Source organism: Pseudorhizobium xiangyangii (assembly GCF_020531965.1).
Taxonomy (GTDB): Bacteria; Pseudomonadota; Alphaproteobacteria; order Rhizobiales; family Rhizobiaceae; genus Neorhizobium; species Neorhizobium xiangyangii.
Genome location: NZ_JAJAWH010000008.1, coordinates 139,284 through 163,315 on the forward strand (window position 1 = coordinate 139,284; position 24,032 = coordinate 163,315).

General features: G+C 58.9%; 25 protein-coding genes. All 25 read left to right on the forward strand.

Going from position 1 to position 24,032, the window contains the following annotated elements:
* Positions 1–3: 3 nt before the first annotated feature.
* Positions 4–486: a flagellar basal body P-ring formation chaperone FlgA gene (gene flgA, locus LH464_RS09205; protein ID WP_226786073.1), complete on the forward strand. Its 483-nt coding sequence runs from the start codon at positions 4–6 to the stop codon at positions 484–486.
* The gene (locus tag LH464_RS09210; RefSeq protein WP_226786074.1) at positions 483–1,607 is read left to right on the forward strand and encodes a flagellar basal body P-ring protein FlgI; all 1,125 of its coding nucleotides are present in this window, start codon (positions 483–485) and stop codon (positions 1,605–1,607) included. Before flgA ends, LH464_RS09210 begins: the two co-directional genes overlap by 4 nt.
* The gene (locus LH464_RS09215; protein ID WP_226786075.1) at positions 1,604–2,140 is read left to right on the forward strand and encodes a MotE family protein; all 537 of its coding nucleotides are present in this window, start codon (positions 1,604–1,606) and stop codon (positions 2,138–2,140) included. Before LH464_RS09210 ends, LH464_RS09215 begins: the two co-directional genes overlap by 4 nt.
* Positions 2,137–2,853 carry a flagellar basal body L-ring protein FlgH gene (gene flgH / locus LH464_RS09220; protein ID WP_226786076.1) on the forward strand — a complete coding sequence of 239 codons (717 nt, stop codon included), beginning with the start codon at positions 2,137–2,139 and terminating at the stop codon, positions 2,851–2,853. The genes LH464_RS09215 and flgH overlap by 4 nt, the downstream gene beginning before the upstream one ends.
* A 27-nt stretch (positions 2,854–2,880) precedes the next feature.
* The gene (locus tag LH464_RS09225) at positions 2,881–3,375 is read left to right on the forward strand and encodes a flagellar basal body-associated FliL family protein (protein WP_226786077.1); all 495 of its coding nucleotides are present in this window, start codon (positions 2,881–2,883) and stop codon (positions 3,373–3,375) included.
* Between the two features lie 111 nt (positions 3,376–3,486).
* Positions 3,487–4,224 carry a flagellar type III secretion system pore protein FliP gene (gene fliP, locus LH464_RS09230; protein ID WP_226786078.1) on the forward strand — a complete coding sequence of 246 codons (738 nt, stop codon included), beginning with the start codon at positions 3,487–3,489 and terminating at the stop codon, positions 4,222–4,224.
* 230 nt (positions 4,225–4,454) lie between these two features.
* Positions 4,455–5,318: a flagellin N-terminal helical domain-containing protein gene (locus LH464_RS09235; protein WP_226786079.1), complete on the forward strand. Its 864-nt coding sequence runs from the start codon at positions 4,455–4,457 to the stop codon at positions 5,316–5,318.
* A 422-nt stretch (positions 5,319–5,740) separates the two neighbouring features.
* On the forward strand, positions 5,741–6,712 hold the full coding sequence (locus LH464_RS09240; RefSeq protein ID WP_226786080.1) for a flagellin N-terminal helical domain-containing protein: 972 nt from the start codon (positions 5,741–5,743) through the stop codon (positions 6,710–6,712).
* A 254-nt stretch (positions 6,713–6,966) separates the two neighbouring features.
* Positions 6,967–7,974, forward strand: coding sequence for a flagellin N-terminal helical domain-containing protein (locus LH464_RS09245; protein ID WP_226786081.1), 1,008 nt, complete (start codon positions 6,967–6,969; stop codon positions 7,972–7,974).
* A gap of 313 nt (positions 7,975–8,287) precedes the next feature.
* Positions 8,288–9,286: a flagellin N-terminal helical domain-containing protein gene (locus LH464_RS09250; RefSeq protein WP_226786082.1), complete on the forward strand. Its 999-nt coding sequence runs from the start codon at positions 8,288–8,290 to the stop codon at positions 9,284–9,286.
* A 208-nt stretch (positions 9,287–9,494) separates the two neighbouring features.
* On the forward strand, positions 9,495–10,136 hold the full coding sequence (locus LH464_RS09255) for a hypothetical protein (RefSeq protein WP_226786083.1): 642 nt from the start codon (positions 9,495–9,497) through the stop codon (positions 10,134–10,136).
* Complete coding sequence (locus LH464_RS09260) at positions 10,133–11,383, forward strand: MotB family protein (RefSeq protein ID WP_226786084.1); 1,251 nt, start codon at positions 10,133–10,135, stop codon at positions 11,381–11,383. The genes LH464_RS09255 and LH464_RS09260 overlap by 4 nt, the downstream gene beginning before the upstream one ends.
* On the forward strand, positions 11,380–12,654 hold the full coding sequence (motC, locus tag LH464_RS09265) for a chemotaxis protein MotC (protein ID WP_449301439.1): 1,275 nt from the start codon (positions 11,380–11,382) through the stop codon (positions 12,652–12,654). The genes LH464_RS09260 and motC overlap by 4 nt, the downstream gene beginning before the upstream one ends.
* Entirely contained in the window at positions 12,651–14,024 is a 1,374-nt protein-coding gene (gene fliK, locus LH464_RS09270; RefSeq protein WP_226786085.1) for a flagellar hook-length control protein FliK, read from the forward strand. The genes motC and fliK overlap by 4 nt, the downstream gene beginning before the upstream one ends.
* Positions 13,954–14,529, forward strand: a complete 576-nt coding sequence (locus LH464_RS09275; protein WP_226786086.1) for a transglycosylase SLT domain-containing protein — start codon at positions 13,954–13,956, stop codon at positions 14,527–14,529. Before fliK ends, LH464_RS09275 begins: the two co-directional genes overlap by 71 nt.
* 282 nt (positions 14,530–14,811) lie before the next feature.
* Positions 14,812–15,483, forward strand: coding sequence for a response regulator transcription factor (locus LH464_RS09280; RefSeq protein WP_226786087.1), 672 nt, complete (start codon positions 14,812–14,814; stop codon positions 15,481–15,483).
* A 104-nt stretch (positions 15,484–15,587) separates the two neighbouring features.
* Complete coding sequence (locus LH464_RS09285; RefSeq protein WP_226786088.1) at positions 15,588–16,802, forward strand: flagellar hook protein FlgE; 1,215 nt, start codon at positions 15,588–15,590, stop codon at positions 16,800–16,802.
* A gap of 28 nt (positions 16,803–16,830) precedes the next feature.
* Positions 16,831–18,324 carry a flagellar hook-associated protein FlgK gene (gene flgK / locus LH464_RS09290; RefSeq protein ID WP_226786089.1) on the forward strand — a complete coding sequence of 498 codons (1,494 nt, stop codon included), beginning with the start codon at positions 16,831–16,833 and terminating at the stop codon, positions 18,322–18,324.
* A 3-nt stretch (positions 18,325–18,327) separates the two neighbouring features.
* Complete coding sequence (locus LH464_RS09295) at positions 18,328–19,422, forward strand: flagellar hook-associated family protein (protein WP_226786090.1); 1,095 nt, start codon at positions 18,328–18,330, stop codon at positions 19,420–19,422.
* Between the two features lie 33 nt (positions 19,423–19,455).
* Positions 19,456–19,803: a flagellar biosynthesis regulator FlaF gene (gene flaF, locus LH464_RS09300; RefSeq protein ID WP_226786091.1), complete on the forward strand. Its 348-nt coding sequence runs from the start codon at positions 19,456–19,458 to the stop codon at positions 19,801–19,803.
* The gene (flbT, locus tag LH464_RS09305) at positions 19,800–20,249 is read left to right on the forward strand and encodes a flagellar biosynthesis repressor FlbT (protein ID WP_226786092.1); all 450 of its coding nucleotides are present in this window, start codon (positions 19,800–19,802) and stop codon (positions 20,247–20,249) included. The genes flaF and flbT overlap by 4 nt, the downstream gene beginning before the upstream one ends.
* Positions 20,240–20,752 (forward strand): flagellar hook assembly protein FlgD, encoded by a 513-nt coding sequence (flgD, locus tag LH464_RS09310; protein ID WP_226786093.1) that lies wholly within the window; start codon positions 20,240–20,242, stop codon positions 20,750–20,752. Before flbT ends, flgD begins: the two co-directional genes overlap by 10 nt.
* 40 nt (positions 20,753–20,792) lie before the next feature.
* On the forward strand, positions 20,793–21,059 hold the full coding sequence (gene fliQ / locus LH464_RS09315; protein WP_226786094.1) for a flagellar biosynthesis protein FliQ: 267 nt from the start codon (positions 20,793–20,795) through the stop codon (positions 21,057–21,059).
* A 100-nt stretch (positions 21,060–21,159) separates the two neighbouring features.
* Positions 21,160–23,247 (forward strand): flagellar biosynthesis protein FlhA, encoded by a 2,088-nt coding sequence (flhA, locus tag LH464_RS09320; RefSeq protein ID WP_226786095.1) that lies wholly within the window; start codon positions 21,160–21,162, stop codon positions 23,245–23,247.
* Positions 23,248–23,274: 27 nt separating this feature from the next.
* A complete protein-coding gene (fliR, locus tag LH464_RS09325) occupies positions 23,275–24,027 on the forward strand; it encodes a flagellar biosynthetic protein FliR (RefSeq protein WP_226786096.1) in 753 nt (250 codons plus the stop codon).
* The last annotated feature ends 5 nt before the right edge of the window (positions 24,028–24,032 follow it).

A 24,032-nucleotide genomic window follows, 5' to 3' on the forward strand; every position in this document is an offset into this window, starting at 1 on the left:
GACATGATGTTTCGCCGGAGAAAGAAGATCACCAACGGGGGGCTCCTGTCACTCGTTATGGCACTGTCCTTCGGCTTTGCGGCGCCCGCCGCGGCCGAAATGGGGACCGCCGTCGTGCCAAGGCAGATCATCTATCCCGGCGAGGAAATCTCGCCGGGGGCCATCGAGCAGGTTGAGGTGACCAACCCCAAGCTTGTCGGTGAATATGCCCGTACCGCCGATGAGGTGACCGGGCTGGTGAGTAACCGCACGCTGCTGCCGGGTCGCACCATTCTTCTTTCCGCCTTGCGCGCACCCTACGCGGTGCGGCGGGGATCTGCCGTCCGGCTCTCTTTCGCCATCGGCAGTATGATGATCTCGGCGGGTGGCACGCCTCTTCAGGATGCTTCGATAGGCGATGTCATTCGGGTTCGAAACACGGACTCGGGCATCATCGTCAGTGGCACGGTCATGGCCAATGGAACTGTACAGGTGATGGCACGATGAGAAGTGTGCGTTTTATCGTGGCTCTGATTTTTTCAGCAGCCACTGTTCTCGGTCACGGCGTAGCGCCGGCAATGGCCGATGCTGCGCGGATCAAGGACGTTGCCTCCCTGCAAGCGGGTCGAGACAACCAGCTGATCGGCTATGGTCTCGTTGTCGGCCTGCAAGGAAGCGGCGACAGCCTGCGCAGCTCGCCGTTCACCGAACAATCCATGCGAGCGATGCTGCAGAATCTCGGCATCTCCACCCAGGGTGGTCAGTCGAACGCCAAGAACACGGCTGCTGTCATGGTCACGGCGAATCTGCCGCCGTTCGCCAGCCCCGGTAGCCGGATTGACGTCAATGTCAGCTCGCTCGGCGACGCGACCTCCCTGCGCGGCGGCACGCTCGTCATGACGTCTCTCTCGGGCGCCGATGGGCAGATTTATGCCGTGGCTCAAGGGGCGGTGATCGTTTCCGGCTTCTCGGCGCAAGGCGAGGCGGCGACATTGACCGAAGGTGTCACCACGGCCGGCCGCGTGCCGAACGGCGCGATCATCGAGCGCGAGCTGCCATCCAAGTTCAAGGATTCCGTCAATCTGGTCCTACAGTTGCGCAATCCCGACTTCTCGACTGCCATTCGCATGGCGGATGCGGTCAACGCTTTCGCCGGCCGCCGCTACGGTGGTCCCATCGCCGAGGCGCGGGATGGTCAGGAAGTGGTTGTCCAGAAACCGAAGGCCGCAGACCTCACGCGCCTGATGGCCGAAATCGAAAACCTGGTCGTGCAAACCGACACGCCTGCCAAGGTCGTTATCAATGAACGCACCGGGACGATTGTCATCGGCGCCGATGTCAGGGTCTCCCGCGTTGCCGTCAGCTACGGAACGCTCACCGTCCAGGTGACGGAGACACCGCAGATCGTGCAGCCGGAACCCTTCTCGCGCGGTGTCACGGCGGTTCAGCCCGAAACGGACATCATGGCGATGAAAGAGGGCGGACCGGTTGCGATCCTCGACGGTCCCGATCTGCGCACGCTCGTCGCAGGCCTCAACAACATCGGCGTCAAGCCGGACGGCATCATCGCAATTCTTCAGGGCATTAAATCGGCCGGTGCGCTGCAAGCGGAGCTCGTTCTGCAATGATCGATAGATCCTCCTCCTTTATCGTCCCCAAAAGCTTGGTCCGGAAGCTGCTTTTGCTTGCAGGCGTAGTGTTGCTGGTGCCGCAGGTCAGCGCCCAGGAGCCGCAGGTTGCTTCCACGACATCGTCCTCCAGCGAGATCCAGCAGTTCTGCACGAACATTGCGGATGCCGCTCGGGACCAGCGCTACCTCCTGCAGAAGCAGGAGCTGGAGAAGCTCCAGGCCGATGTGGATTCACGTATCGCCGTGCTGGAGGACCGCAGGGCGGAATACGAAGACTGGTTGACCCGCCGCAACGACTTCCTTGTCAGCGCCCAAGCAGGGCTGGTCGAGATATTCAAGACGATGAAGGCGGACGCAGCCGCTCCCCAGCTTGAAGAGATGAACCTGGAAATAGCGGCAGCCATCATCATGAAGCTGCCAGCACGTCAGTCCGGTCTCGTTCTCAGCGAAATGGACCCGCTGAAGGCGGGTATGATCGCGACGATCATCTCCAGCGCTTCCGATCCCACCACCTCGAAAGAACCCACATGACGAAGCGCGCTCCAGCTATCATGGCCCTCCTTTTCCTCACCGGCTGCCAGAGCCAGACGGTCAGGGAGATCGGCAATGCGCCGTCGATGAGCCCGATCGGAAGTGGCCTGCAGTATGCGCAGACGCCGCAGATGTCTTCCTATCCGAAGCAGCCGCGCCAGCTTTCCAACGGCTACTCGCTGTGGACCGATTCGCAGGCGGCACTCTTCAAGGATGCACGCGCTCTCAATGTCGGTGACATCCTCACGATCGACATCCAGATCAACGACCGCGCCTCGTTCGACAACGAGACCGAGCGCAGCCGCACGAATGGTGGTGGCCTGTCGTGGGAAACCAGCATCAACAACCTGTTCGGCCTGAGCCCAAGCCCGATGTCGGGCGACCTGAGCTCAAGCTCCAGCACGGATACCCAGGGCAAGGGCTCGACCGAGCGGTCGGAGAAGCTGAAGCTGCTCGTCGCGGCGGTTGTCACCGGGATCCTCGAGAACGGCAACCTGCTGATCAGTGGTTCCCAGGAGGTAAGGGTGAACCACGAGATCCGCATCCTCAACGTGGCGGGTATCGTGCGCCCGCAGGACGTGGATGCCGACAACACGATCTCGTATGAGCGGATCGCGGAAGCGCGCATCTCGTACGGCGGTCGTGGCCGTCTGACCGAGGTGCAGCAGCCGCCCGTGGGCCAGCAGGTGGTCGATCTCTTCTCGCCCTTCTAAGAACGCGCTTGCGAACAGGACAAGACGATGGATGACACGCAAGGCGCGGATGGCGCAAACAAGAAGAACTCGCTTGTGATGCTCCTCGCGGGCGTAGCCGTCCTGACGCTTTTGGGCGGCGGCGGTGGCTGGGTGCTGGGCGGCATGATCGCGCCGCCGGTGCTCGAAAGCGGGCAGGCCTCGGCCGGGGAAGCTGCGCCGGGAGCCGAGGAGGGGATTCCGAAGATCGCCACGGAAGAGAACGGTGTCGTTCTTCTTGATCCGGTGACGACGAACCTTGCCTATCCCTCCGACAGCTGGATCCGACTTGAGATTGCGCTTGCATTCAAGGGACCGCCTGAATTGCCTCTGGCCGAAGAAATCCATCAGGACATCATGGCCTATATGCGCACCGTTTCGCTGCAGCAGATCGAGGGGCCGCGAGGCTTCAGGTATCTGCGCGACGATATCCAGGAGCGTGTCGCTCTGCGTTCGCAGGGCAAGGTCTCCAACGTCATGTTCAGAACGATGGTGATCGAATAGCGGCTTGTCCGCGTGAACCCCGCCGATAACAGGGGATCATCGGTCGGGCTGGTTGACCGATCCCGGATAGGATGGCTATCGAAGATCGATGTTCAGAACCCTTGTGCGCGCATGATTCGGCTGATTTCCCTGATTGTTGCCATGCTTCTTGCGCCGGGCATTGCCCTTGCGCAGCAGTCGCCGGTTGACCTGTTGAACCTGCCTGTCGATGGTTCTGCGGCAGCATGGATCATTCGCACCTTCGGCCTTCTCACGGTCCTGTCGGTCGCGCCCGGCATATTGATCATGGTGACCAGCTTTCCGCGCTTCGTCATCGCGTTCTCCATCCTCCGCTCCGGCATGGGCCTTGCATCCGCACCGTCGAACATGGTGCTGATATCGATGGCCCTGTTCATGACGTTCTATGTCATGGCGCCGACCTTCGACCGGGCGTGGAACGAGGGCGTACAGCCGCTTATGGAAAACCAGATAGAGGAAGCCGAGGCAGTCCAGAAGATTGCCGAGCCATTCCGGGTGTTCATGAGCGCCAACACGCGTGACAAGGATCTTGCCCTGTTCGTCGATCTGGCCCGCGAACGCGGCCAGAGCGTGGGCACGCCGGAAGCCGTCGATTACCGCGTACTCGTCCCGGCCTTCATGCTTTCCGAAATCCGCCGAGGTTTCGAGATCGGCTTCCTGATCATTCTTCCCTTCCTCGTCATCGATATGGTCGTCGCGGCCATCACCATGGCGATGGGTATGATGATGCTGCCGCCGACCTCCATTTCGCTGCCATTCAAGATCCTGTTCTTCGTCCTGATCGACGGTTGGAACCTGCTCGTCGGCAGCCTGGTCCGGTCGTTCGGATAAACTGTTAACCACGTGGTTTTACAGCGCATTTACCATGCTCACAGCGCATTAGGCTGCACTGCCCAGATTTAAGATGTTAGCAAGAATTGGCTGGCAATTTCGTCCTCACACGACGCGGTTGGTTGCCAAAGATGCGGCACCGAGTGGCATGAAGCCGGGCTGTCGTGACCGGAAGGGAAACCCGAACCGGTATGTCCCCCATTAGTATTTTGTCAAAGGGACAATTAGATATGTCGAGCATTCTCACCAACGTTTCCGCAATGTCCGCTCTCCAGACGCTGCGTAGCATCAACAACGACATGGGCACGACCCAGGACCGCATTTCGTCCGGTCTCCGCGTCGGTTCCGCTGCCGACAATGCAGCATACTGGTCGATCGCCACCACGATGCGTTCTGATAACGCTGCTATTTCTGCCGTGCAGGACGCTCTTGGAATGGGCGCAGCTAAGGTTGACGTCGCCTATGCAGGTATGGAATCGGCTATCGAGATCGTGAAGGAAATCAAGGCGAAGGTCGTTGCCGCTACCGAACAGGGTGTCGACCAGACCAAGGTCCAGACCGAGATCCAGCAGCTGAAGGAACAGCTCGTTTCGGTTGCCAACGGTGCTTCGTTTAACGGCGAGAACTGGTTGGTCGGCGGTACAGCAACTGAGTCCGTAATCAGTGGCTTTGTCCGGACCGGAGCCACGGTTGAAGTCAAATCGACCACCTATGACGCAGCAACCAATGCCTTGTTTGCTGATGCAGCTGGTACAGGTGGGCTCCTCGGGACCCTCAATGGCGCAGCGTTCACCGTCGACGGTGCGGATACAGCTGCTCTCGCAGCGCGCCTTAATGAGGTTGAAACTGCTCTGCAGGGCATGACGACAGCTGCATCCACGCTCGGCTCGCTGTCCAAGCGCATCGAGCTACAGGAAGACTTTGCTGTCAAGCTGACCGATGCTCTGGATCGCGGCATCGGCCGTCTCGTCGACGCAGACATGAACGAAGAGTCCACCCGGCTCAAGGCTCTGCAGACGCAGCAGCAGCTCGGCATCCAGGCTCTCTCGATCGCCAACTCCTCGTCGCAGAACATCCTGTCGCTGTTCCGTTAATACGAGTTTTCACGGGTCGGAGGCTGACCGACCCGCAGAGCTTGCAGAAGGCCGCATCCGGAAACGGGTGCGGCTTTTTCTGTTTCTGGCAAACGTTCCTCACCTTTCTTTCCTCGCGTTGGCTTTTAGAGGTTTGCAGCCGGTGGATGAGGGGGCGGAGGCAGCGTCTACCTGCTTCACCCTTTTTTAAGCGTCCGGTGCTACGCGCGCGCACGCGCAAGGGTGGAAAAATAAAATCACAGGCTGTGCAGATTTCCTCCGCTGCTTAGGGCTTCATTAACCAAAGCACCGTTATCTAGGCTCATCGAAACAGCGAGTTAACCTTAATTATTAACGGGTTAGCAGGCATGAAGCTGACCGTTGTTCCCGGTGATAATCCGGAATGTCCCTTTTCTAATCAGCCATTCAAGGGGCACAAATCTATGACAAGCATTCTTACCAACACTGCAGCAATGTCCGCACTCCAGACGCTGCGCTCGATCGGTTCCAGCATGGAAAGCACGCAGGGCCGCGTCTCCTCCGGCCTGCGCGTCGGCGAAGCCGCCGACAACGCCGCATACTGGTCGATCGCCACCACGATGCGTTCGGACAACATGGCAATCTCCGCCGTTCAGGACGCTCTCGGCCTCGGCGCCGCCAAGATCGATACCGCCTATGCTGGTATGGAAAGCGCAATCGACGTCGTCAAGGAAATCAAGGCCAAGGTTGTTGCCGCTACCGAACAGGGCGTTGACAAGGCCAAGGTCCAGGAAGAAATAAAGCAGTTGCAGGAGCAGCTTGTTTCGATCGCCTCCGGCGCTTCCTTCAACGGCCAGAACTGGTTGGTCTTCAATCCGGCTGCGCCTGTGCCGGACAATGTCGCTGACAAGACGATCGTGTCCGGCTTCATCCGAAACTCGAACGGAACGGTCCTGACCAACACGACGACCTATACGCTGGATAACGCGACGGTAGATTCCCAGAACGTCCTGTTCACGACGGTTGATTCGGCTACCCCCGCCTCGAGCGCAGGCGGCATCCTTGGTTCTGCAGGCGGCGATATTGACCCCTCCGCCAATGTGTACACCATTGGTGACACGGTTGTTAACCTCGACATCACGGACTTTACCGACGCCGAAATGGCGGAAGCGCTGAACCTTGTCGAAGCGGCCCAACAGGCGATGACCAAGGCTGCCTCGCAGCTCGGCTCGATCTCTATGCGCATCGAACTGCAGGAAGGATTTGCCAACAAGCTCTCCGACGCCATCGACTCCGGCGTCGGTCGCCTTGTCGACGCCGACATGAACGAAGAATCGACCCGCCTCAAGGCCCTGCAGACGCAGCAGCAACTCGGTATCCAGGCGCTGTCGATCGCCAACAGCAACTCGGAAAGTATCCTGTCGCTCTTCCGCTAATCGGAACAGAAATTTCCCGAAAAATGAAACCGCGCTTCGGCGCGGTTTTTTTGTGCCTTGGCCACAATAATTCATTCTTTGGCAAGTTTGGTAAACGGACGTTTAATCTCTGTTAACCATTTCACCCGTAGACAGGGTCATCGAAAGGATGGGTTAACCAAGACGAAGAAGAGGTTAACAGGCATCAGGCCGCTCCATTTTTACCGGCGAAATCCGGAATGTCCCTTTTTCTCAGCCAAGCGAGGGGCACCACCATGACGAGTATTCTTACGAACACAGCAGCGATGGCTGCACTTCAGACGTTGCGCGCGATCGATTCGAGCATGGAAGAAACGCAAGGACGTGTCTCCTCGGGTCTCCGCGTAGGATCAGCAGCCGACAACGCTGCCTATTGGTCCATTGCGACCACCATGCGATCCGACAACATGGCACTTTCCGCGGTACAGGACGCCTTGGGTCTGGGCGCCGCAAAGGTCGATACGGCCTACGCCGCGATGGAAAGCGCCATCGATGTCGTCAAGGAAATCAAGGCCAAGGTCGTTGCCGCCACCGAACAGGGTGTGGACAAGGCTAAGATTCAGGAAGAGATTAAACAATTACAGCTACAGCTTACCTCGATCGCGGAGGCCGCTTCCTTCAGCGGTGAGAACTGGATTGGCGGCGGTATCGACACCGGCACCGCCCCGCTCGATGCCACGGTTGTTTCCGGTTTCGTTCGCGACTCCAGCGGAACTGTCAAGGTAACGACCACACAATATACACTCGATGCCTCCACTGTAGGCTCGATGACGCTGCTGTTCGGCGGCGCAGCCACAACCGGCGTAATCGACCCGGCGACGGGCATTCTTGGCTCGGTCGCGGGGACCTTCGACGCCGTGATCGACTGGGGCAATGACGGCACGACCGGAACGCCGGCCACCGAAGTTGATGCCATGTCGATTGCAACGCTCGATATCACGGCCTTTGGCGACGCCGCTGTCGGCATGGCCGAAGCACTGACGCTCGTGGAATACGGCCTTCAGGCGATGACCAGCGCTGCCGCAGCACTTGGTTCCATATCGATGCGCGTCGGCCTTCAAGAGGATTTCGTCTCCAAGCTGACGGACTCGATCGATGCAGGTATCGGCCGCCTCGTCGATGCGGACATGAACGAAGAATCCACGCGTCTGAAGGCCCTGCAGACCCAGCAGCAGCTCGGCATCCAGTCGCTGTCGATTGCCAACTCCAACTCCGAAAACATCCTGCAACTATTCCGTCAGTAGGCGGCGCCTCTGGCTGGGGCGATTTCGTCCCGTCCAACTGACAGATAGTTGCATGGATGGAAAGACCGCGCCTCGTTCACGAGGCGCGGTCTTTCCCGTTTTGCCGTGGCTTGCGCGAAACCTGCCGCACGTTCTTGCCCGAGATGCTCCGGTCTTGTCAGCAACCGGGCAAGCCTGTTAACTGCCTTCGTTAACGATTTGTTAACAACGGCAGACCGCCTCCCATGATGGGAATGACAAGGCGGCCAAGCATGAAGCCCTCACGTCGTCACTCTCCTTGAGAGAGACATCAGAGCTATGGCAGGGGGCAACCATGACCAGTATTCTTACAAACACCGCGGCAATGGCCGCGCTTCAGACGCTCCGATCCATAGATCGTGACATGGAGACCTCCCAGGCGCGGGTCTCATCGGGACTCCGCGTCGAAACGGCTGAGGACAATGCCGCGTATTGGTCTATCGCGACAACCATGCGTTCCGACAGCGGGACACTTGAGACGGTACAAGACGCGCTCGGCCTCGGTGCCGCCAAGGTGGATACCGCCTACGAAGCGATGGAAAGTGCCGTCGCGACGGTCCAGGAGATAAAGAACAAGATTGTCGCCGCCTATGGTGTAGGTGTTGATCGAACGAAGATCCAGGAAGAGATCAGCCAGCTTCAAGAGCAGCTTCGGAGTATTTCCGAATCAGCAAGCTTTTCGGGCGAAAATTGGTTACAGGAAAGGATCAGCACCGGCGGCACGCCCGCGACAGCAGTTGCCGTGGTGAAGCAGGTCGTTGCTTCCTTCGTTCGCGACGCCAACGGCAGCGTGTCGGTAACGACCGTTGACTACGCTCTCGATGAATCAACAGTATTGTTCGATCTCAGCGGAGCCAAGCTTGGCATTCTCGACAAGGAAGCGACGGCTGGGGCACCTCCCGGAACGTCGCTTGGCTTCTCGGTTTCGACGCTGGACATCACAGATCTGGCGGCCATCGTCGCGGAGCTGGATATAGCTGTTCCGGCGGGGGCCCCGCATGATCCAATAGATGCCCTCGACGTCATGACACAGTTCGCCAACGACCAGTTGGAGGCGATGACGAGCGCTGCATCGAGTCTCGGCTCGATCCAGAGCCGTATCGATCTGCAGGAAGACTTCGTGGCATCCCTCATCGACGTGATTGACAAGGGTATCGGCCGCCTCGTGGATGCCGACATGAACGAGGAGTCGACCCGGTTGAAGGCGCTCCAGACGCAGCAGCAACTGGGTATTCAGTCGCTGTCCATTGCCAACACCAACGCCGAAAACATCCTTACCCTGTTCAGGCAGTAACAAGGGGTGAGGCGAAGTCGTCGGATGGCGGCCGATTCCTGCTTCGGCCGCCCGACCTTAATCTTCACGCAAGCTTGAAAACCTAGCGTACGGGGAGTGTCGATCGCCACTCCTCGGAATGTGGCGGAATACGGCCAGGGTCGGAGGCAACGTTTCGTTGGCATCGATACGCTGGCTTTGTCGATAAGACAGGAAAACAGGTCTAGTAATGACAGCCTCGATTGCGCGCTATCTGAAGGATTTCGGTGAGATTTCCGCACCGCCTGTTCTTCCTGCGGATGATGACGCATTTGACTTCGGGAATCTCTCATCCCTTGACGCCGTCATCGACGACCCGGTCGATATCGATGCCGAGCGGTCGGAGGCGCACCGCAGGGGCTACGAGGCGGCGACTGAAGAAGCTCAGCTGAAATGGCAGGAAGAGCGTCAGCAACTGCTTGATACCCAGGCGAGCGAGCTGGCTGCCTTGCGCAGTCATTATGAGGTCGAACTTGCAGCCTCGCTTAACGCCAGGATGGGTCAGGCGGCGCTGCTCATCGCTGAATCGGTAAGTAATCAGACGGCAAGCATTCTGCTCCCAATCCTCGAGGAAGCTCTGGTTGCAAAGGCTATCAGCGACATGGCCGGACTGATCCAGCAGGCCATCCTCGATGGGGATGTCGGCGTTTTAACGGTGCGCGGGCCGGAACACCTGCGAGAACAATTGACGGCCGCACTCGGCGACGGCGCCGGATCGATGATCCGCCATATCGAATCACCGGACCTTGATGTGTCCGTCGAGCTGGGTGATGCCGCCCTGGTAACTCGCATGTCGGCATGGTCGGCGCGACTGAAGGAATTGCTGGCATGAGTGAAGGCGAAAACCACCACCACGGCAAGAACGAGATCATTATCGTCAAGCGCCGTCGCGGCGATCACGATGGCCATCATGGCGGCGCGTGGAAGATCGCCTATGCCGACTTCATGACCGCCATGATGGCTTTCTTCCTTGTGATGTGGCTCGTCAACGCGGCCAACGAGGAAACGAAGGCCTCCATGGCCAGCTATTTCAATCCCATCAAGCTGTCGGACGAAACGCCGGCACAAAAGGGGATAGAAAAGCCGGTCGACCAGGCCGAAGGACAGGAACAGAACGAGCGCTCGCAGGTCAAGGCCGAGGAAAATAACGTCGGAGCAGCAGCTGCGACCGGCGAGGACTTGACCTCGACTTCTGGTGACGAAGCAAACTTTTCCGAAGCCGATTATTTTGAAAATCCCTACTCCGTCCTGGCCGAGATCGCTCAGGAAGTGGGCCAGCAGGCAAATGTGAGCGCAAAGGGTGAAGGTGGAGCCGCAGATTCAGGCCCGGCAACCGGCGCCGATGGTGGTGAAGCCTATCGCGACCCCTTCGACCCGGATTTCTGGACGCAACAGGTCCAGGTGACCAGCGCGGAACGGCGTGAGGAAGCACAACCCGATGCGGAGGTGCCCGCCGAAGAGGAAGTGGCTTTGGCCATGCCCCAGGTGCGCGCCGATACGACATTGCCGGAAAGCCCCGAAGTCAGGGATCAGGTAGATCCGGATGCGGGCAAAGAGACGGACAAAGCCGCAGACACCTCTCCGGAAGTCGAGCCGAAAACCGATGAGGCCAAGGCGAAAGATGCCGATGAGCTCCGTCAGGAGATCGAAAAGCAGATCGCGGGCGTAGCCGGCAAGCTTGCCGAAGGACTGGTTGTAACCCCTGTCGAGGGGGGTCTCCTTGTGACGATCTCCGACCAGGCGGCGGATCCCATGTTCAATATCGGCTCCGCCGTGCCGCGCCGGGAAATGGTTCTGGCGATGGAGAAGATCGGGCAGATCCTCAAGGATCGCAATGGTGACGTCGTGGTTCGTGGACATACGGACGCTCGGCAGTTCAAGGGCGGCGAAAACGACAACTGGCGGCTCTCGATGGCACGCGCTCATAGCGCCTACTACATGCTTCTGCGCGGAGGCCTCGAGGAAGGGCGCGTCCAGCAGGTATCGGGTTACGCCGATCGCAGATTGCAGGTTCCTGAAGATCCTCTCGCAGACGCCAACCGGCGCATCGAGATCCTGTTGCAGGCGGACGAGGGATGACGATGCCGCGCCTTCGACCGATTGTCCTTGCTGTAGCTCTGACGCTGGGGGCGGCACTGGCGCGCCCGGCGCTGGCGCAGGACGACCCGGCACTGGCACCCTATGTCATGCTTCGCTCACTGCAGTTCGTTCAGGATACGGTAGCGCTCGGCGACCATTCCGCCGGCGAGATGCAGCGATTCATGCTGGGCAAGATAGATCACGCCCTCCGCGCGGCGCCGGCTTCCGTCTACGACGATCCGCGCAACGTGGATGCGGCACTGATCTATGCCATGAGTGGCGGTAATCCGGCGACCCTCGAATACCTCTTTGGCCGGGATGTTTCAGGCAACTTCGACAACCGCGTCGCTGATGCCCTGCGCAAATATCTGGGCGGAAAGGGAACACTTGTCGCCAAGAGCCTGGGTGATATGGCGAATGAATACCGCGACGAACCCATCGGCCCCTATGTGGCGCTGGTGAGCGGTAACGTCACCCTGCCGAAAGATCCCAAGGGCGCTCTGCTATTCTACGATCTCGCCAGGTTGGGTGCGCCAGGCACCATTGTGGAGGAGGCGGCGCTGCGCCGATCCGTCGCGATCGCGGTGGATGCGGATCTTGTCGACAAGGGTTTGGCATACTCGCGCAAATATGCCCGCCGCTTTGTCCATTCGCCCTACGCCAGCCAATTCGTGGACTTCTTCGTTCAGCTGGTCGTGGAGCATCATCCGCAGGTTGCGGAACACGATATCGACGGCACGGTAGAGTTCATGGACGTCGGTCGTCGCGGGGAAGTGTTCCTGCGCATCGCCCGTCGGGCGGCTCTTGAGGGCAAGGATGAACTTGCGCGTCTTGCATCCGCACGGGCGGCCGCCTTGTCCGGCATCGAGAGACCAGAACATCTTGCACGCCTCTATAGCGGGGTTGCGAGCATTCCGACCTCCAATGTGGATGCGGCCATGAAGGATCTGGCTGCTATACCAGAGGATGAACTTTCGCCACGAGATCGCGCACTGCGGAGTGCGGCGCAGTTCGTGGCCGGGGAAGTGCTGCGGGTGCCGGGTGCGGAAAGCCTCACGCAAGATGCCGCGCTCACAATAGCCACACCAGACGCTGCGACACCCGATGCCCTGCCGGCAGCTGATATGCCGGGCTCTGCTGCGGACGGACAACGCATGCCCCAAAGCAGTGCTGCCAAGCTTGATCCCGAATTCAAGACCTTCGTCGAAAACGGACGCTCGAAGTTGAGCGCGATCGACGAGCTTCTGAAAGAAGAAGGTGTACGCCGATGATGCTGGACGCTCTCTCCAATCCTACCCCGACGGAACTGGCGATCAAGAACGGTGGCCGGTCCGGCAAGGGAAGTGACGGCAGCTCCGATTTTTCCGGCACCTTGTCCAAACTGGGCAAGGAAAACGGGGCGAGCGGGAGCGGAACGCAGGCGCAAAGTGGCGCGGGCGGAGAGCCGGAAAGCTCCGAGATCGACGGTGAAACCGGAGGCAAGGCCCGCATGCGTGGCCCGAACTTCTTGATCTCGGGTAACCGTCTGGATGGCATCGCGCCCGGATCCAAACGAGTTTCGATCGATCAGGCCCTGTCAGCGAACAAAGGGGCCGCCAGTCAGGCATCACTGTTCGACATGAAGATTAAGAGCATTACCGACAGAATGTCGTCCGGCGAAGCGGAGGGGGCCGTCGAGGACCCCGATGTGGCATCGGAAGAGGGCGTCGCCGTTGAAGGCGAAAGCCAGGGCGCCTCCGATCTTCTGACGATGCTTGCGAACCCGATGCAACAGGCCTGGACCGCAGGTGCATCAAGTCAGCGCGCTGCATCCACCGTGGATGGCCGCAAGGCAGAAAGCGGTCAGGGACGTGGCCGTGAGGCCAGCGCCGTCGAAGCAGCCCTCAGCCAGTCGGATGCATCGGAGATGCTTGACATGCCGACGGCCGAGGCCGATCCGGAGCAGCAACAGCGTCTCCTTCGGTTTGTCGGTGGCAAGGATAGCAGTCTGAACAGCGAACTCAATCAGGCAGCGAACGGAAGTGACCGCAGCACCGAGGGGAAAACCAACGTCGCTGAGAATGTCACGGTCCTCGATTCGAGGCGCTACCTGGGTCTCGCTCCCAATTCGAACGGTGCGTCGCTCGTGGCAAGCATGGTCGGTGATTCCGAGTGGTCGTCTGCCATGCAGTCAGGCGCTCTCGCTGGTGAGCCTGCGAATGGCGGGGCAACAGGCTCTGTCGTGAACACGTTGAAACTGCTGATGAACCCGCACAATCTGGGTTCGGTAACCGCGACACTGCGACTGATTGGCGAGGAACTGCGCGTTCATCTGACCGTGGAGACACGCGCTGCATACCGGCAGCTCAGTGAAGACAGCAGCGGCATGCTGGACGCGCTGAAGTCGCAAGGCTTCTCCGTGGACCAGGTGACGATCAACATCGCCTCCAGCTCGGATACTGACCAGCAGAAGGGTCAGCAGGGCGCCCAGACCGGCCAGCAGATGGCCGGAAATGGCGAAAGAAACGGCGCCGCCAATAACAAAGAACAATCGGGCGCGCAGTTTGCGACAGAATTGAACGGAGGCGTAGATGAGCTGGGTTCGAGCGACGCGCCTGCTGCCGATCCTGTCGGTTCTCGCGCTGGTCAACTTTACCTCTGAGGCATCGGCTGCGGCCGGAGCATGCGAACGGGAAATTCAAGCGGCAGCCGCCAAGTATGGGGTGCCGGAGGGCATCCTCTATTCCGTCGGTTTGACCGAGACCGGACGGAAGGGGAGCCTCTACGCGTTCGCGATGAATGTCGAGGGCAAGGCGTACTACCCGGCGTCCCGGCAGGAAGCTCTGTCGGTCTTCGAGACCGCACGACGCGAGGGCCGCAAGCTTATCGATCTCGGATGCATGCAGATCAATCACCACTTCCACGGTGAAAATTTCGCCTCGGCGGCCGAGATGTTCGAGCCCAGGCGCAATGTGGAGTATGCGGCGAAGTTCCTTCGCAACCTTCATCAGCGACACGAAACCTGGACCATGGCCGTCGCGCGATACCACGCGGGCCCGAACAACGATCCGGCGCAGAAGAAATATGTGTGCCGCGTGATCACCAATCTGGTGGCGACAGGCTATGGAAAGTGGACCGCGAACGCTTCGCAGTTCTGCGACGGATAGCAACCAAAAATTGCATCTTGCAACCCTAAGACTCGTTTCCCGACTTGCGGCGAGTTTGGGGCGAAAATAAGCGATGCAAGCCCAACCTCGATGGGCTGTTAATTAATCCACCGATAAAATAGTGGCAAAGCCGGCATGAGGCACTAGATCTAGTGCAAATCGGCACGCAAAGGTTAATCAACTATTAATTTGTTTAGTTAACTTCCTGCGGCTTGTGCCCGATTCCAGCGATTCGTACTCATAGCGCCAACGAAGTACCACAAGTGATTCGGAGGCGGACGAATGATCGTAGTGGTTGATGAGCGAGAGCTCGTGAAAGACGGCTATACTTCTCTTTTTGGGCGTGAGGGCATTCCCTCCACGGGTTTCGATCCGGCTGAATTCAGCGATTGGGTCCAGACGGCGGCGGACGGCGACATCAACGCCGTCGAGGCGTTTCTGATCGGTCAGGGTGACCGGATGCTGGAATTGCCGCGGGCAATCCGCGACCGCACGCAAGCACCGGTGATCGCGGTCAGCGATCACCCTTCGCTTGATGCGACGTTGGCGCTGTTTGACAGCGGTGTGGATGATGTCGTGCGCAAGCCGGTTCATCCCCGCGAGATCCTGGCCCGGGCAGCGGCAATCCGCCGGCGCTTGAAGGCAATTGCCAACCACACGGACGTGGGCCAGATCCGGGTATTTTCCGATGGTCGCGATCCGGAGATCGCCGGGGAAACCTTCCCGCTGCCAAGGCGCGAGCGCCGCATACTGGAATACCTAGTCGCAAACCGCGGCCGCCGTGTTTCCAAGACGCAGATCTTCAACGCGATCTACGGCATCTTCGACGAGGAAGTCGAGGAAAACGTTGTGGAAAGCCACATCAGTAAGCTGCGCAAGAAGCTGCGCAAGAAGCTCGGAACCGACCCCGTCGATTCCAAGCGCTTCCTTGGCTACTGCATCGACTGGAACTGACCGGTCCCGTGATTTCCGCCTCCCGAATGAAGCGGAAATCAGACAGCCTCACACAAGGCCCACCACATAGTCTCCCCGCAGAAAAGCGAAACTGAGGATTTGATATGAGCCTCTACGGTACCATGAGAACCGGTGTGTCCGGAATGAACGCCCAAGCCAACCGCCTGGGCACTGTTGGCGACAACATCGCCAATGCTTCAACTGCCGGCTACAAGAAGGCATCGACGCAATTCTCCTCGCTGATCCTTCCGTCGGGGCAGGGATCTTATAACTCCGGTGGCGTCAACACCAGCGTCCGCTACTCGATCTCGGCGCAGGGTACGTTTTCCTACACGACATCGCAGACCGACCTGGCGATCAATGGCCGGGGCTTCTTCATCGTCCAGGGCAGCGATGGTGTGGAATACCTCACCCGCGCCGGCTCCTTCCAGCAGATGGACGACGGAAGCCTGGTCAATTCCGCCGGCTTCACTTTGATGGGCTACGAATATTCCTCGGCGGCGGATCCGACGATTGTCATCAACGGCTTCGACGGTCTGACGGAGGTCAATCTCCAGGCCGGCGGCATGAGCGCCACGCCGTCCACGGCTGGTTACATTACCGCGAACCTGCCTTCGAATGAGGCAGTCGGTTATACCAAGCCGACCTCGCTGATGGCCTATGACAGTCAGGGCAACAGCCGAAAGCTTGATTTTTCCTACATAAAGACTGGCGATAACGCGTGGACCGTCTCGGCGAGCTACACGAACCCGGATACCGGGGTCGTCACACCGCAGATTCCGGCGACTGCCATTACGTTCGATGCAGACGGCAAGCTCCTCACGCCCGCAGGCGGATCAATCACGACCGCCGGTCTTACGATCAACGGAGCGGCGCTCAACCCCATCGCTATCGATATCTCCGGGATGACGCAGCTCGGGAAGCCGTTTGAATCGACTGGCGATATCAACGGCAAGGCTGCGAGCTCCGTAATCGGCTACGAGATTGGCAAGGATGGCGTGGTTTCGCTCAAGTATGAGAGCGGTGAGCTTGTACCCAAGTTCCGCCTTGCAATGGCGGACGTCCAGAGCCCCGACAAGCTCAATCCCCTGGCGGGCAACGTCTACTCCCAGAGCAACGACTCTGGCGTGATTGTCATGGGTTATCCCGCAAACGGAAGCTACGGCTCCGTGCTTTCGGGCGCGCTCGAAGACTCAAACGTCGATATCGCTGAAGAACTTACCTCCATGATCGAGGCGCAGCGCAACTACACGGCCAACTCTAAGGTCTTTCAGACCGGTTCCGAACTCTTGGAAGTTCTCGTCAACCTGAAAAGGTAACGGGAAATAGCTGCTGGGGGCAGTCAACATGTCACTTTCATCCGCACTTTCAACCGCGCAGCAGATATTCAACAACACCGGCATCCAATCGGGTGTGGCGTCGAAGAATATCGCTAACGCCCAGAACGCCAACTACGTCCGGCGTTCTGCGGTGCTGATGACGGGCGGCAATGGCGCCCTGGTTGTCGGGATCGAACGCTCCCAGAACCAGGCGCTGTACAGGCAGACCATCGAAAGCGCGGCCCAGTTCAGCGGCCAGCAGATCCTGCTGTCAGGCCTACAAGAGATGAAGTCCCTGATGGGAGGCAACGACTATGAGACGTCGCCTTCCATCCTTATCTCGAATCTCCGCGAGAGCCTGCAGACCTGGGCGAGCAAGCCAAGCGAAGTGACGGTCGGGGCCAGTGTCGTTGCGACGGCTCGGGATCTCGCGAATTCACTGAACAATGCGTCGAACGAATTGCAGGCCATCCGCAAGCGCGCCGACAACGAGATCAAGCAGAGCGTCGACAACCTCAACGGTCTTCTTGCCAAGTTCGAGATCGCCAACAGCAAGGTCAAGCAGGAAATCGCCGTAGGCGGCAATCCCAATGATGCTCTCGACGAACGAGAGACGTTGCTGAAGCAAATCTCCGAGATTGTCGGTGTCACTGCAGTACGGCGCGAAAACGACGACCTGGCTCTCTATACATCCGACGGCAATGTGCTGTTCGAGACCATTGCCAGGTCCGTGACGTTCACGCCGACAAGCGCATACGGCGCAGCGACGGTCGGAAACGGGATCTTTATTGATGGCATCCCTCTCAAGGCTGGTAGTGGCGCTGAGACCAGTGCAAAGGGTTCGCTGCAGGGGCTCCTCCAGCTGCGTGACGAGAGTGTGCCGATATTCCAGAGCCAGCTCGATGAAATCGCGCGCGGCCTGATCGTAGCCTTCGCCGAAACCAATCCTGATCCCGCAACGGTTCCACCGCTGCCGACGCTTCCGGGCATGTTCACATGGACGCCCACGCCGCCTCCCGTGCCTCCCGCAACAGCTCCCATGCCGGGTGATACTGCGATCGAACCGGGTCTGGCGGGTCGTATCAAGATAAATCCGAAGGTTGTTCCGCCGACCGGCGATCCCAACCTGATCCGAGATGGCGGCATCAACGGCCCCGGATATGTGCTGAACACGGATGGTTCCGCCAGCTTCGCTGACCGGCTCATGGCGCTCGATAATGCGTTCGATACGAAGATCGTATTCATGGACGGCACGCAGATCGGCGGTTCGTTCTCGCTTGTATCCTTTGCTGCGAATTCGGTCGGCTGGCTCGAAATGAACCGCAGCGGTGCATCGTCAGCTGCCGAAAACAAGCTGGCGATGATGAGCCGCGCATTCGATGCCTACTCGAGCGAGACAGGTGTCAGCCTGGATGAGGAGCTGTCGTTGCTGCTTGATATCGAGCAGTCCTACAAGGCTGCTGCAAAGCTGATGTCGACCATAGACGAGATGTTGCAGGCGTTGATGGAGGCCGCGAGATAACAAATGAAAACCTCTTTCATTTCATCACTCAGCATGCAGACCACGATGCGCTACGCTGTTGCGAGGGCGCAGCAGGACATGGTTGCCGCTCAACAGGAGGTGACCACCGGTCGCCACTCTGACGTCGGCGTTGCACTTGGTGCCACGACCGCCCGCAGCCTCGACCTTACCCGTGACATCCTGCGCATCAAGTCGACGCTGTCGACCAATTCGCTGGCCACGCAGCGCCTGGAAGCCTCGGAAGAGGCCTTGGCGGAAATGGCGAGTATCGCTGATAAAATCACCCAGGGCCTTATCACCCTGGGAGGCAGCGAGGATTCGAAGGGTATCGAGACCTACCAGGCGACCATCCGCGGCTCTTTGAACGCCTTTGCCAGCCTCGCCAACACTTCTGTTGCTGGAGAATACCTGTTCGCAGGCATCAACTCCGACGTGATGCCTTTTGAGGAGATTGCCGATCCGGCCTCTGGCGCACGCGCAGCAATCGAGCGCGAACTGAACCTCTTCCTGGCGGCGCAGGTCCCGCCTGCGACGAAGGCCACGTTGACCGATGCGCAGATGGGCGCGTTCATGACCCAGCTGGAAGGCATTTTTGACGGCACGCAGGCGCTGACGCCGGTACCCCCCGCCATCGCGGGTGAGGATTTCTGGACGACCTTCGTCTCGAATGCCTCCGACACCAACATGAAGAGCCGCATCAGCCAGTCCGAGATAGTGGAGACGTCAACAAACGCAAACGCGAACCCCATGCGCGATTTCGTTCTGGCCTCATTCGCTTCCGAGATGTTCATCAACAGCGAAACATCGACTGCGGGACGTGATCTGGCGCAGGGAAAAATTATGAATTTCGTCAGCACCGCCAAGGGTGGGCTGGATGCCGAACGGGCCAGGCTTGGCCTTTCTTCCGAGCGCGTGAAGAAGGCCGATGTATCCCTCCAGGATCAGAACAAGATCATTGAAACGCACCTTAACGATCTTCAATCCGTGGACGCCTACGAAGCGTCGACGCGAGTGAAGGGGCTCGAGGCTCTGATCGAGGCATCCTACACACTAACCGCGCGCCTGCAGCAGTTGAGCTTAGTCAACTTCCTCAAATGACTGAGGAAGTGCATGAAAATTAAGGATACATGAATGTACCAGTTTTCATACGCCGAGATCATGGAGGATGGCGTCGCGGACGCCAAGGACCGTGAACGCCAGGCGTTGGAGCGGTCGATCGAACTCTTGGTAGCAGCGCGCGACGAGGGGGCGTACTCACGCAAGACGGTGGAGGCGGTCTACTACACGCGGCGTGTTTGGCTGCGCCTCATCGAAGACCTTAAGCAGCCCGAAAACGAACTGGGTGCCGAACTGCGAGCGAACCTGATCTCCATTGCTATCTGGATGTTGAAGGAATGCGAGCAGATCAGGACACGAAAGTCCGAGAACTACCAAGGCATCATCGACGTGACCACCATCATCAAGGATGGACTTAAATGAAAAGTACGCTGCGAATCTCACTGAAATCCGGTGAACGCATTTTTATCAACGGTGCAGTCCTACGCGTCGATCGCAAGGTGGCTCTGGAATTCCTGAACGACGTCACGTTCCTTCTGGAAAACCACGTTCTTCAACCCGAAGACGCGAACACTCCACTACGGCAGCTCTACTTCATCGCCCAGATGATACTGATCAATCCGGAAGGCAAGGAGCAGTCCGTGACGCTCTTCCGCAAGTCGGTAAGCATGCTTCTGAACTGCTTCCAGAATGACGAGATCCTCGCCGAACTGAAGCGTGTCGATGGCATGGTCGCATCTGGCCGGGCTTTCGACGCCCTGAAGGCGATCCGCTCGCTCTATCCGCTTGAGGACCGTATCCTGCACGACCAGGAAATGACACCCGCGACGATCGAACAGATTCGCAAGGAGATCGCTCCATGGCGGTAGATCCAGTAACCACGGCGGCATCCAATCCCTGGGCCAATGCCGGCGCGACGACCAACGATGCCAACAAGGCAAACATGAACTACGACAGTTTCCTGCAGCTCCTCATCGCTCAGATGAAGAACCAGGATCCGACGGAGCCCATGGACGCATCCGAGCAAATCTCGCAGCTCGCGACATTCTCGCAGGTTGAACAGACGATCCAGACGAATTCCCATCTGCGCAGCATGCTGCAGGCCGAAGCCCTTACGCGGGCAGGTGACCTGGTTGGCAAATACGTCCAGAGCGCTGACGACAAGGTCATGGGTAAGGTCAGGGAAGTCGAAGTCTACTCCGACGGCGTTATCGTCATCACGGAAGCGAACGAAAAGGTTCTGTTGCAGGCCGGCGTTGTCTTCTCCAACGAACCGATCAAGGCTACCCCTGAGACCGGTGACGGCTCATCTGGTGACACACCACCATCGACGGACGATCCAGCCGACGATACAATGCCCGACACGATTTGAGTTTCTTGAGGCCTGAATGATTCGGGCCGGAGTTGGCGAGATGAACGAAGCCGATGCCCTTGATATAATGCAGGCGGCGATCTGGACCATTCTTGTGGCCTCAGGTCCCGCCGTGATGACTGCCATGGTCGTGGGGGTGGCTATTGCCATCCTCCAGGCCTTGACGCAGGTTCAGGAAATGACGCTGACCTTCGTTCCGAAGATCGTGTCCATCATGATTGCGATAGGCGTTTCCGCGCCCTTCATCGGCGCCCAGATCAATCTTTTCTCAAATCTCGTGTTTTCGCGGGTGCAATCCGGCTTCTGATGTCGGCCCGCGAGGCCCATCCTCGCACAAGCTTCGCAGGTTACCTAAGCGCTGAACTGGCAGAATCTCTGCCACCATCTCATGAAGAGACGGATGCATCATGGCGCAACCACCTGCACTATCAATTCCGAAGGTAACTCCGAACGGCCGGGATATCGGCTTTGCCGTGGGGATCATCGCGATCCTCTGCATCCTGTTCCTTCCCATCCCGGTATTCCTTATCGACTTGGGTCTGGCGTTCTCGATTGCCTTCTCGGTTCTGATCCTCATGGTGTCATTGTGGATTCAGCGACCGCTGGATTTCTCGTCATTTCCCACCATCCTCCTGATCGCGACCATGGTCCGCCTGTCGTTGAACATCGCGACGACCCGCGTGATCCTGACGCATGGTCACGAAGGCCATGACGCAGCAGGAGGCGTCATTGCGGGCTTCTCCAGCCTTGTGATGTCTGGTGACTTCGTCATCGGGGTTATCGTCTTCCTGATCCTGATCACGGTCAATTTTATCGTTATCACCAAGGGTGCGACCCGTATCGCGGAAGTCGGTGCGCGATTCACCCTCGACGCCATCCCCGGCAAGCAGATGTCCATCGACGCCGATCTCTCCGCCGGTATCATCGACGAGAAGGAAGCGCAGCGCCGCAGAAGTGAGCTTGAGCAGGAGAGCTCCTTCTTCGGTGCCATGGACGGTGCCTCGAAATTCGTTCGCGGCGATGCGATCGCCGGCCTCCTCATCACCGCCATCAACATCTTCGGCGGCATCATCATCGGTTATTTCCGTCACGGCATGGAAATCGGCGAAGCGGCCGACGTCTTCGTCAAGCTTTCTGTCGGTGATGGTATCGTTTCGCAGATCCCTGCACTGATCGTCTCGCTGGCGGCAGGCTTGCTGGTGTCTCGTGGCGGCACCACAGGTTCCACGGACAAGGCTGTCGTGGACCAGCTGAGCAGCTATCCCAGGGCGCTGTTCATGGCCGCCAGCCTCATGGGTCTGCTGGCACTCGTGCCGGGCCTGCCTTTCCTGCCGTTCGTTGCCCTTGGTGGCGTCATGGCATTTGGCGCCTGGCTCGTGCCGCGCCGTATCGAAGCAGAAAACAAGGTTCGTCGCGAAGACGAGGAAAAGAAGGTCGTCCAGAACAAGGAAGCCGACAAGGATTCCGTAAAGGGCGCCCTCAAGACTGCAGAAATCGAGCTGGCGCTGGGCAAGCAGGTTTCGACCCGCCTCTTGGGCGCGCATCAGGAGCTGGCATTCCGTGTCGGCAAGATGCGCAAGAAGTTCGCGACGCAATATGGCTTCGTGGTGCCGGAGATAAAAGTGTCCGACGACATCATGATCTCGGAGAAATCCTACCAGATCAGGGTCCATGGCACGACGATCGCGTCGAACAATCTGCGGGTTGGCGACGTTCTGGTTGTCACCGGTTCGGGCCGCAAGCCGAGCATTCCCGGCGACGATATCAGGGAGCCGGCGTTCGGCATGCCCGCAGTCTCCATCCTCGAGACGTTTTCCGAGGATCTGAAGCGGGAGGGCTTCCACCCGATCGACAACGTTTCGGTGGTTTTGACGCATCTTTCCGAGGTTATCCGCAACAACCTGCCGCAGTTGCTCTCCTACAAGGACGTCAAGATCCTCATCGATCGCCTTGATCCGGAGTACAAGAAGCTCGCCGATGAGATCTGCTCGTCGCACATGTCCTATTCCGGCCTGCAGGCGGTGCTGAAGCTGCTGCTCGCGGAGCGGGTCTCCATCCGCAACCTGCATCTCATCCTCGAGGCGGTCGCCGAACTCGCGCCCCATGTCCGGAAGACTGAGCAGATCGTCGAGCATGTGCGCGTACGCATGGCGCAGCAATTGTGCGGCGATCTGGCTGACAATGGCGTGCTGCGGGTTCTGCGACTCGGCACGAAGTGGGACATGATCTTCCATCAGGCGCTTAAGCGCGATGGAAAGGGCGAAGTCGTGGAGTTCGACATCGATCCACGCAGCCTGGAAGAGTTCAGCGAGCAGGCAACGAAAGTTATCCGTGAATTCATGGACCGTGGACTGCCCTTCGTCCTTGTCACGTCGCCGGAAACACGCTCCTATGTGCGCATGATTATCGAGCGGCTCTTCGCGACGCTTCCTGTTCTCTCTCACGTTGAACTTGCCAAGGGACTCGAGATCAAGATTTTGGGCGCCATCTCCTGATGGCCGAACCCCACAGGGATCGCCCCTATGCTAGCCGACCCGCAAGGGACCATTCTCGCGTTGTTTCTCGCATTCTGCCGCATGGGCGGATGCATCATGGTCCTGCCTGGATTCGGCAGCGCTCGCGTTGCCGCCAACATCAGGTTGTTCCTGGCGGTGGCGGTATCGGTCGCCGTCCTGCCGCTCCTGTGGGATACGATCTATCCGCGTGCCTCCTCGCCGGACGCGACCTATGTCGGCCTGATCGTCAGTGAGACGCTTATCGGTGTCGTCTATGGGCTGATCGCCCGCCTCTACACGCTCGGAATGCAATACGCCGGCTCGATCGTGGCGATGTCCATCGGGTTCAGTGCTCCGGGTGGTATGGATATTCTCGAGGACACGTCCGAAAACCCGCTGACCAGCATGTTGAGCTTTTGCGCGCTGTTGATGCTGTTCATGCTGGACTTTCATCACATCGTCTTTCGGGCGCTGGTGGAATCCTATGCGGCGACGCCGGTCGGCAACGTGGTGGATCCGCAGAAGATGCTGATCACCTTGACCGATACGTTGCGGGCATCGACAGACCTGATGCTGCGTCTGGCGAGTCCGTTTCTGATCTATGGTCTGATGTTCAACGTCGGCATCGGCCTGATCAACAAGCTCGCGCCGCAGATACCGGTGTTCTTTATCTCGACACCGTTCCTGCTCGCGGGTGGAATATTCCTTCTTTACCTGTCGATCGCAGCCCTGGTCCGCCAGTTTGCGGATGGGTTTGCGCCGATCTTTCTCTCGTTCTGAGGTTC

Excerpts from the sequence above, each read along its gene's own strand:
- flbT (WP_226786092.1), top strand. The coding sequence starts at position 19,800 with ATGAAAAGTACGCTGCGAATCTCACTGAAATCCGGTGAACGCATTTTT.
- LH464_RS09210 (WP_226786074.1), top strand. The coding sequence starts at position 483 with ATGAGAAGTGTGCGTTTTATCGTGGCTCTGATTTTTTCAGCAGCCACT.
- LH464_RS09285 (WP_226786088.1), top strand. The coding sequence starts at position 15,588 with ATGAGCCTCTACGGTACCATGAGAACCGGTGTGTCCGGAATGAACGCC.
- fliR (WP_226786096.1), top strand. The coding sequence starts at position 23,275 with ATGCTAGCCGACCCGCAAGGGACCATTCTCGCGTTGTTTCTCGCATTC.
- flhA (WP_226786095.1), top strand. The coding sequence starts at position 21,160 with ATGGCGCAACCACCTGCACTATCAATTCCGAAGGTAACTCCGAACGGC.
- flgA (WP_226786073.1), top strand. The coding sequence starts at position 4 with ATGATGTTTCGCCGGAGAAAGAAGATCACCAACGGGGGGCTCCTGTCA.
- LH464_RS09260 (WP_226786084.1), top strand. The coding sequence starts at position 10,133 with ATGAGTGAAGGCGAAAACCACCACCACGGCAAGAACGAGATCATTATC.
- flgH (WP_226786076.1), top strand. The coding sequence starts at position 2,137 with ATGACGAAGCGCGCTCCAGCTATCATGGCCCTCCTTTTCCTCACCGGC.
- fliP (WP_226786078.1), top strand. The coding sequence starts at position 3,487 with ATGATTCGGCTGATTTCCCTGATTGTTGCCATGCTTCTTGCGCCGGGC.
- fliK (WP_226786085.1), top strand. The coding sequence starts at position 12,651 with ATGATGCTGGACGCTCTCTCCAATCCTACCCCGACGGAACTGGCGATC.
- flgK (WP_226786089.1), top strand. The coding sequence starts at position 16,831 with ATGTCACTTTCATCCGCACTTTCAACCGCGCAGCAGATATTCAACAAC.
- fliQ (WP_226786094.1), top strand. The coding sequence starts at position 20,793 with ATGAACGAAGCCGATGCCCTTGATATAATGCAGGCGGCGATCTGGACC.
- flaF (WP_226786091.1), top strand. The coding sequence starts at position 19,456 with ATGTACCAGTTTTCATACGCCGAGATCATGGAGGATGGCGTCGCGGAC.
- LH464_RS09280 (WP_226786087.1), top strand. The coding sequence starts at position 14,812 with ATGATCGTAGTGGTTGATGAGCGAGAGCTCGTGAAAGACGGCTATACT.
- LH464_RS09295 (WP_226786090.1), top strand. The coding sequence starts at position 18,328 with ATGAAAACCTCTTTCATTTCATCACTCAGCATGCAGACCACGATGCGC.
- LH464_RS09225 (WP_226786077.1), top strand. The coding sequence starts at position 2,881 with ATGGATGACACGCAAGGCGCGGATGGCGCAAACAAGAAGAACTCGCTT.
- flgD (WP_226786093.1), top strand. The coding sequence starts at position 20,240 with ATGGCGGTAGATCCAGTAACCACGGCGGCATCCAATCCCTGGGCCAAT.
- LH464_RS09215 (WP_226786075.1), top strand. The coding sequence starts at position 1,604 with ATGATCGATAGATCCTCCTCCTTTATCGTCCCCAAAAGCTTGGTCCGG.
- LH464_RS09245 (WP_226786081.1), top strand. The coding sequence starts at position 6,967 with ATGACGAGTATTCTTACGAACACAGCAGCGATGGCTGCACTTCAGACG.
- LH464_RS09275 (WP_226786086.1), top strand. The coding sequence starts at position 13,954 with ATGAGCTGGGTTCGAGCGACGCGCCTGCTGCCGATCCTGTCGGTTCTC.
- LH464_RS09250 (WP_226786082.1), top strand. The coding sequence starts at position 8,288 with ATGACCAGTATTCTTACAAACACCGCGGCAATGGCCGCGCTTCAGACG.
- LH464_RS09235 (WP_226786079.1), top strand. The coding sequence starts at position 4,455 with ATGTCGAGCATTCTCACCAACGTTTCCGCAATGTCCGCTCTCCAGACG.
- LH464_RS09240 (WP_226786080.1), top strand. The coding sequence starts at position 5,741 with ATGACAAGCATTCTTACCAACACTGCAGCAATGTCCGCACTCCAGACG.
- LH464_RS09255 (WP_226786083.1), top strand. The coding sequence starts at position 9,495 with ATGACAGCCTCGATTGCGCGCTATCTGAAGGATTTCGGTGAGATTTCC.
- motC (WP_449301439.1), top strand. The coding sequence starts at position 11,380 with ATGACGATGCCGCGCCTTCGACCGATTGTCCTTGCTGTAGCTCTGACG.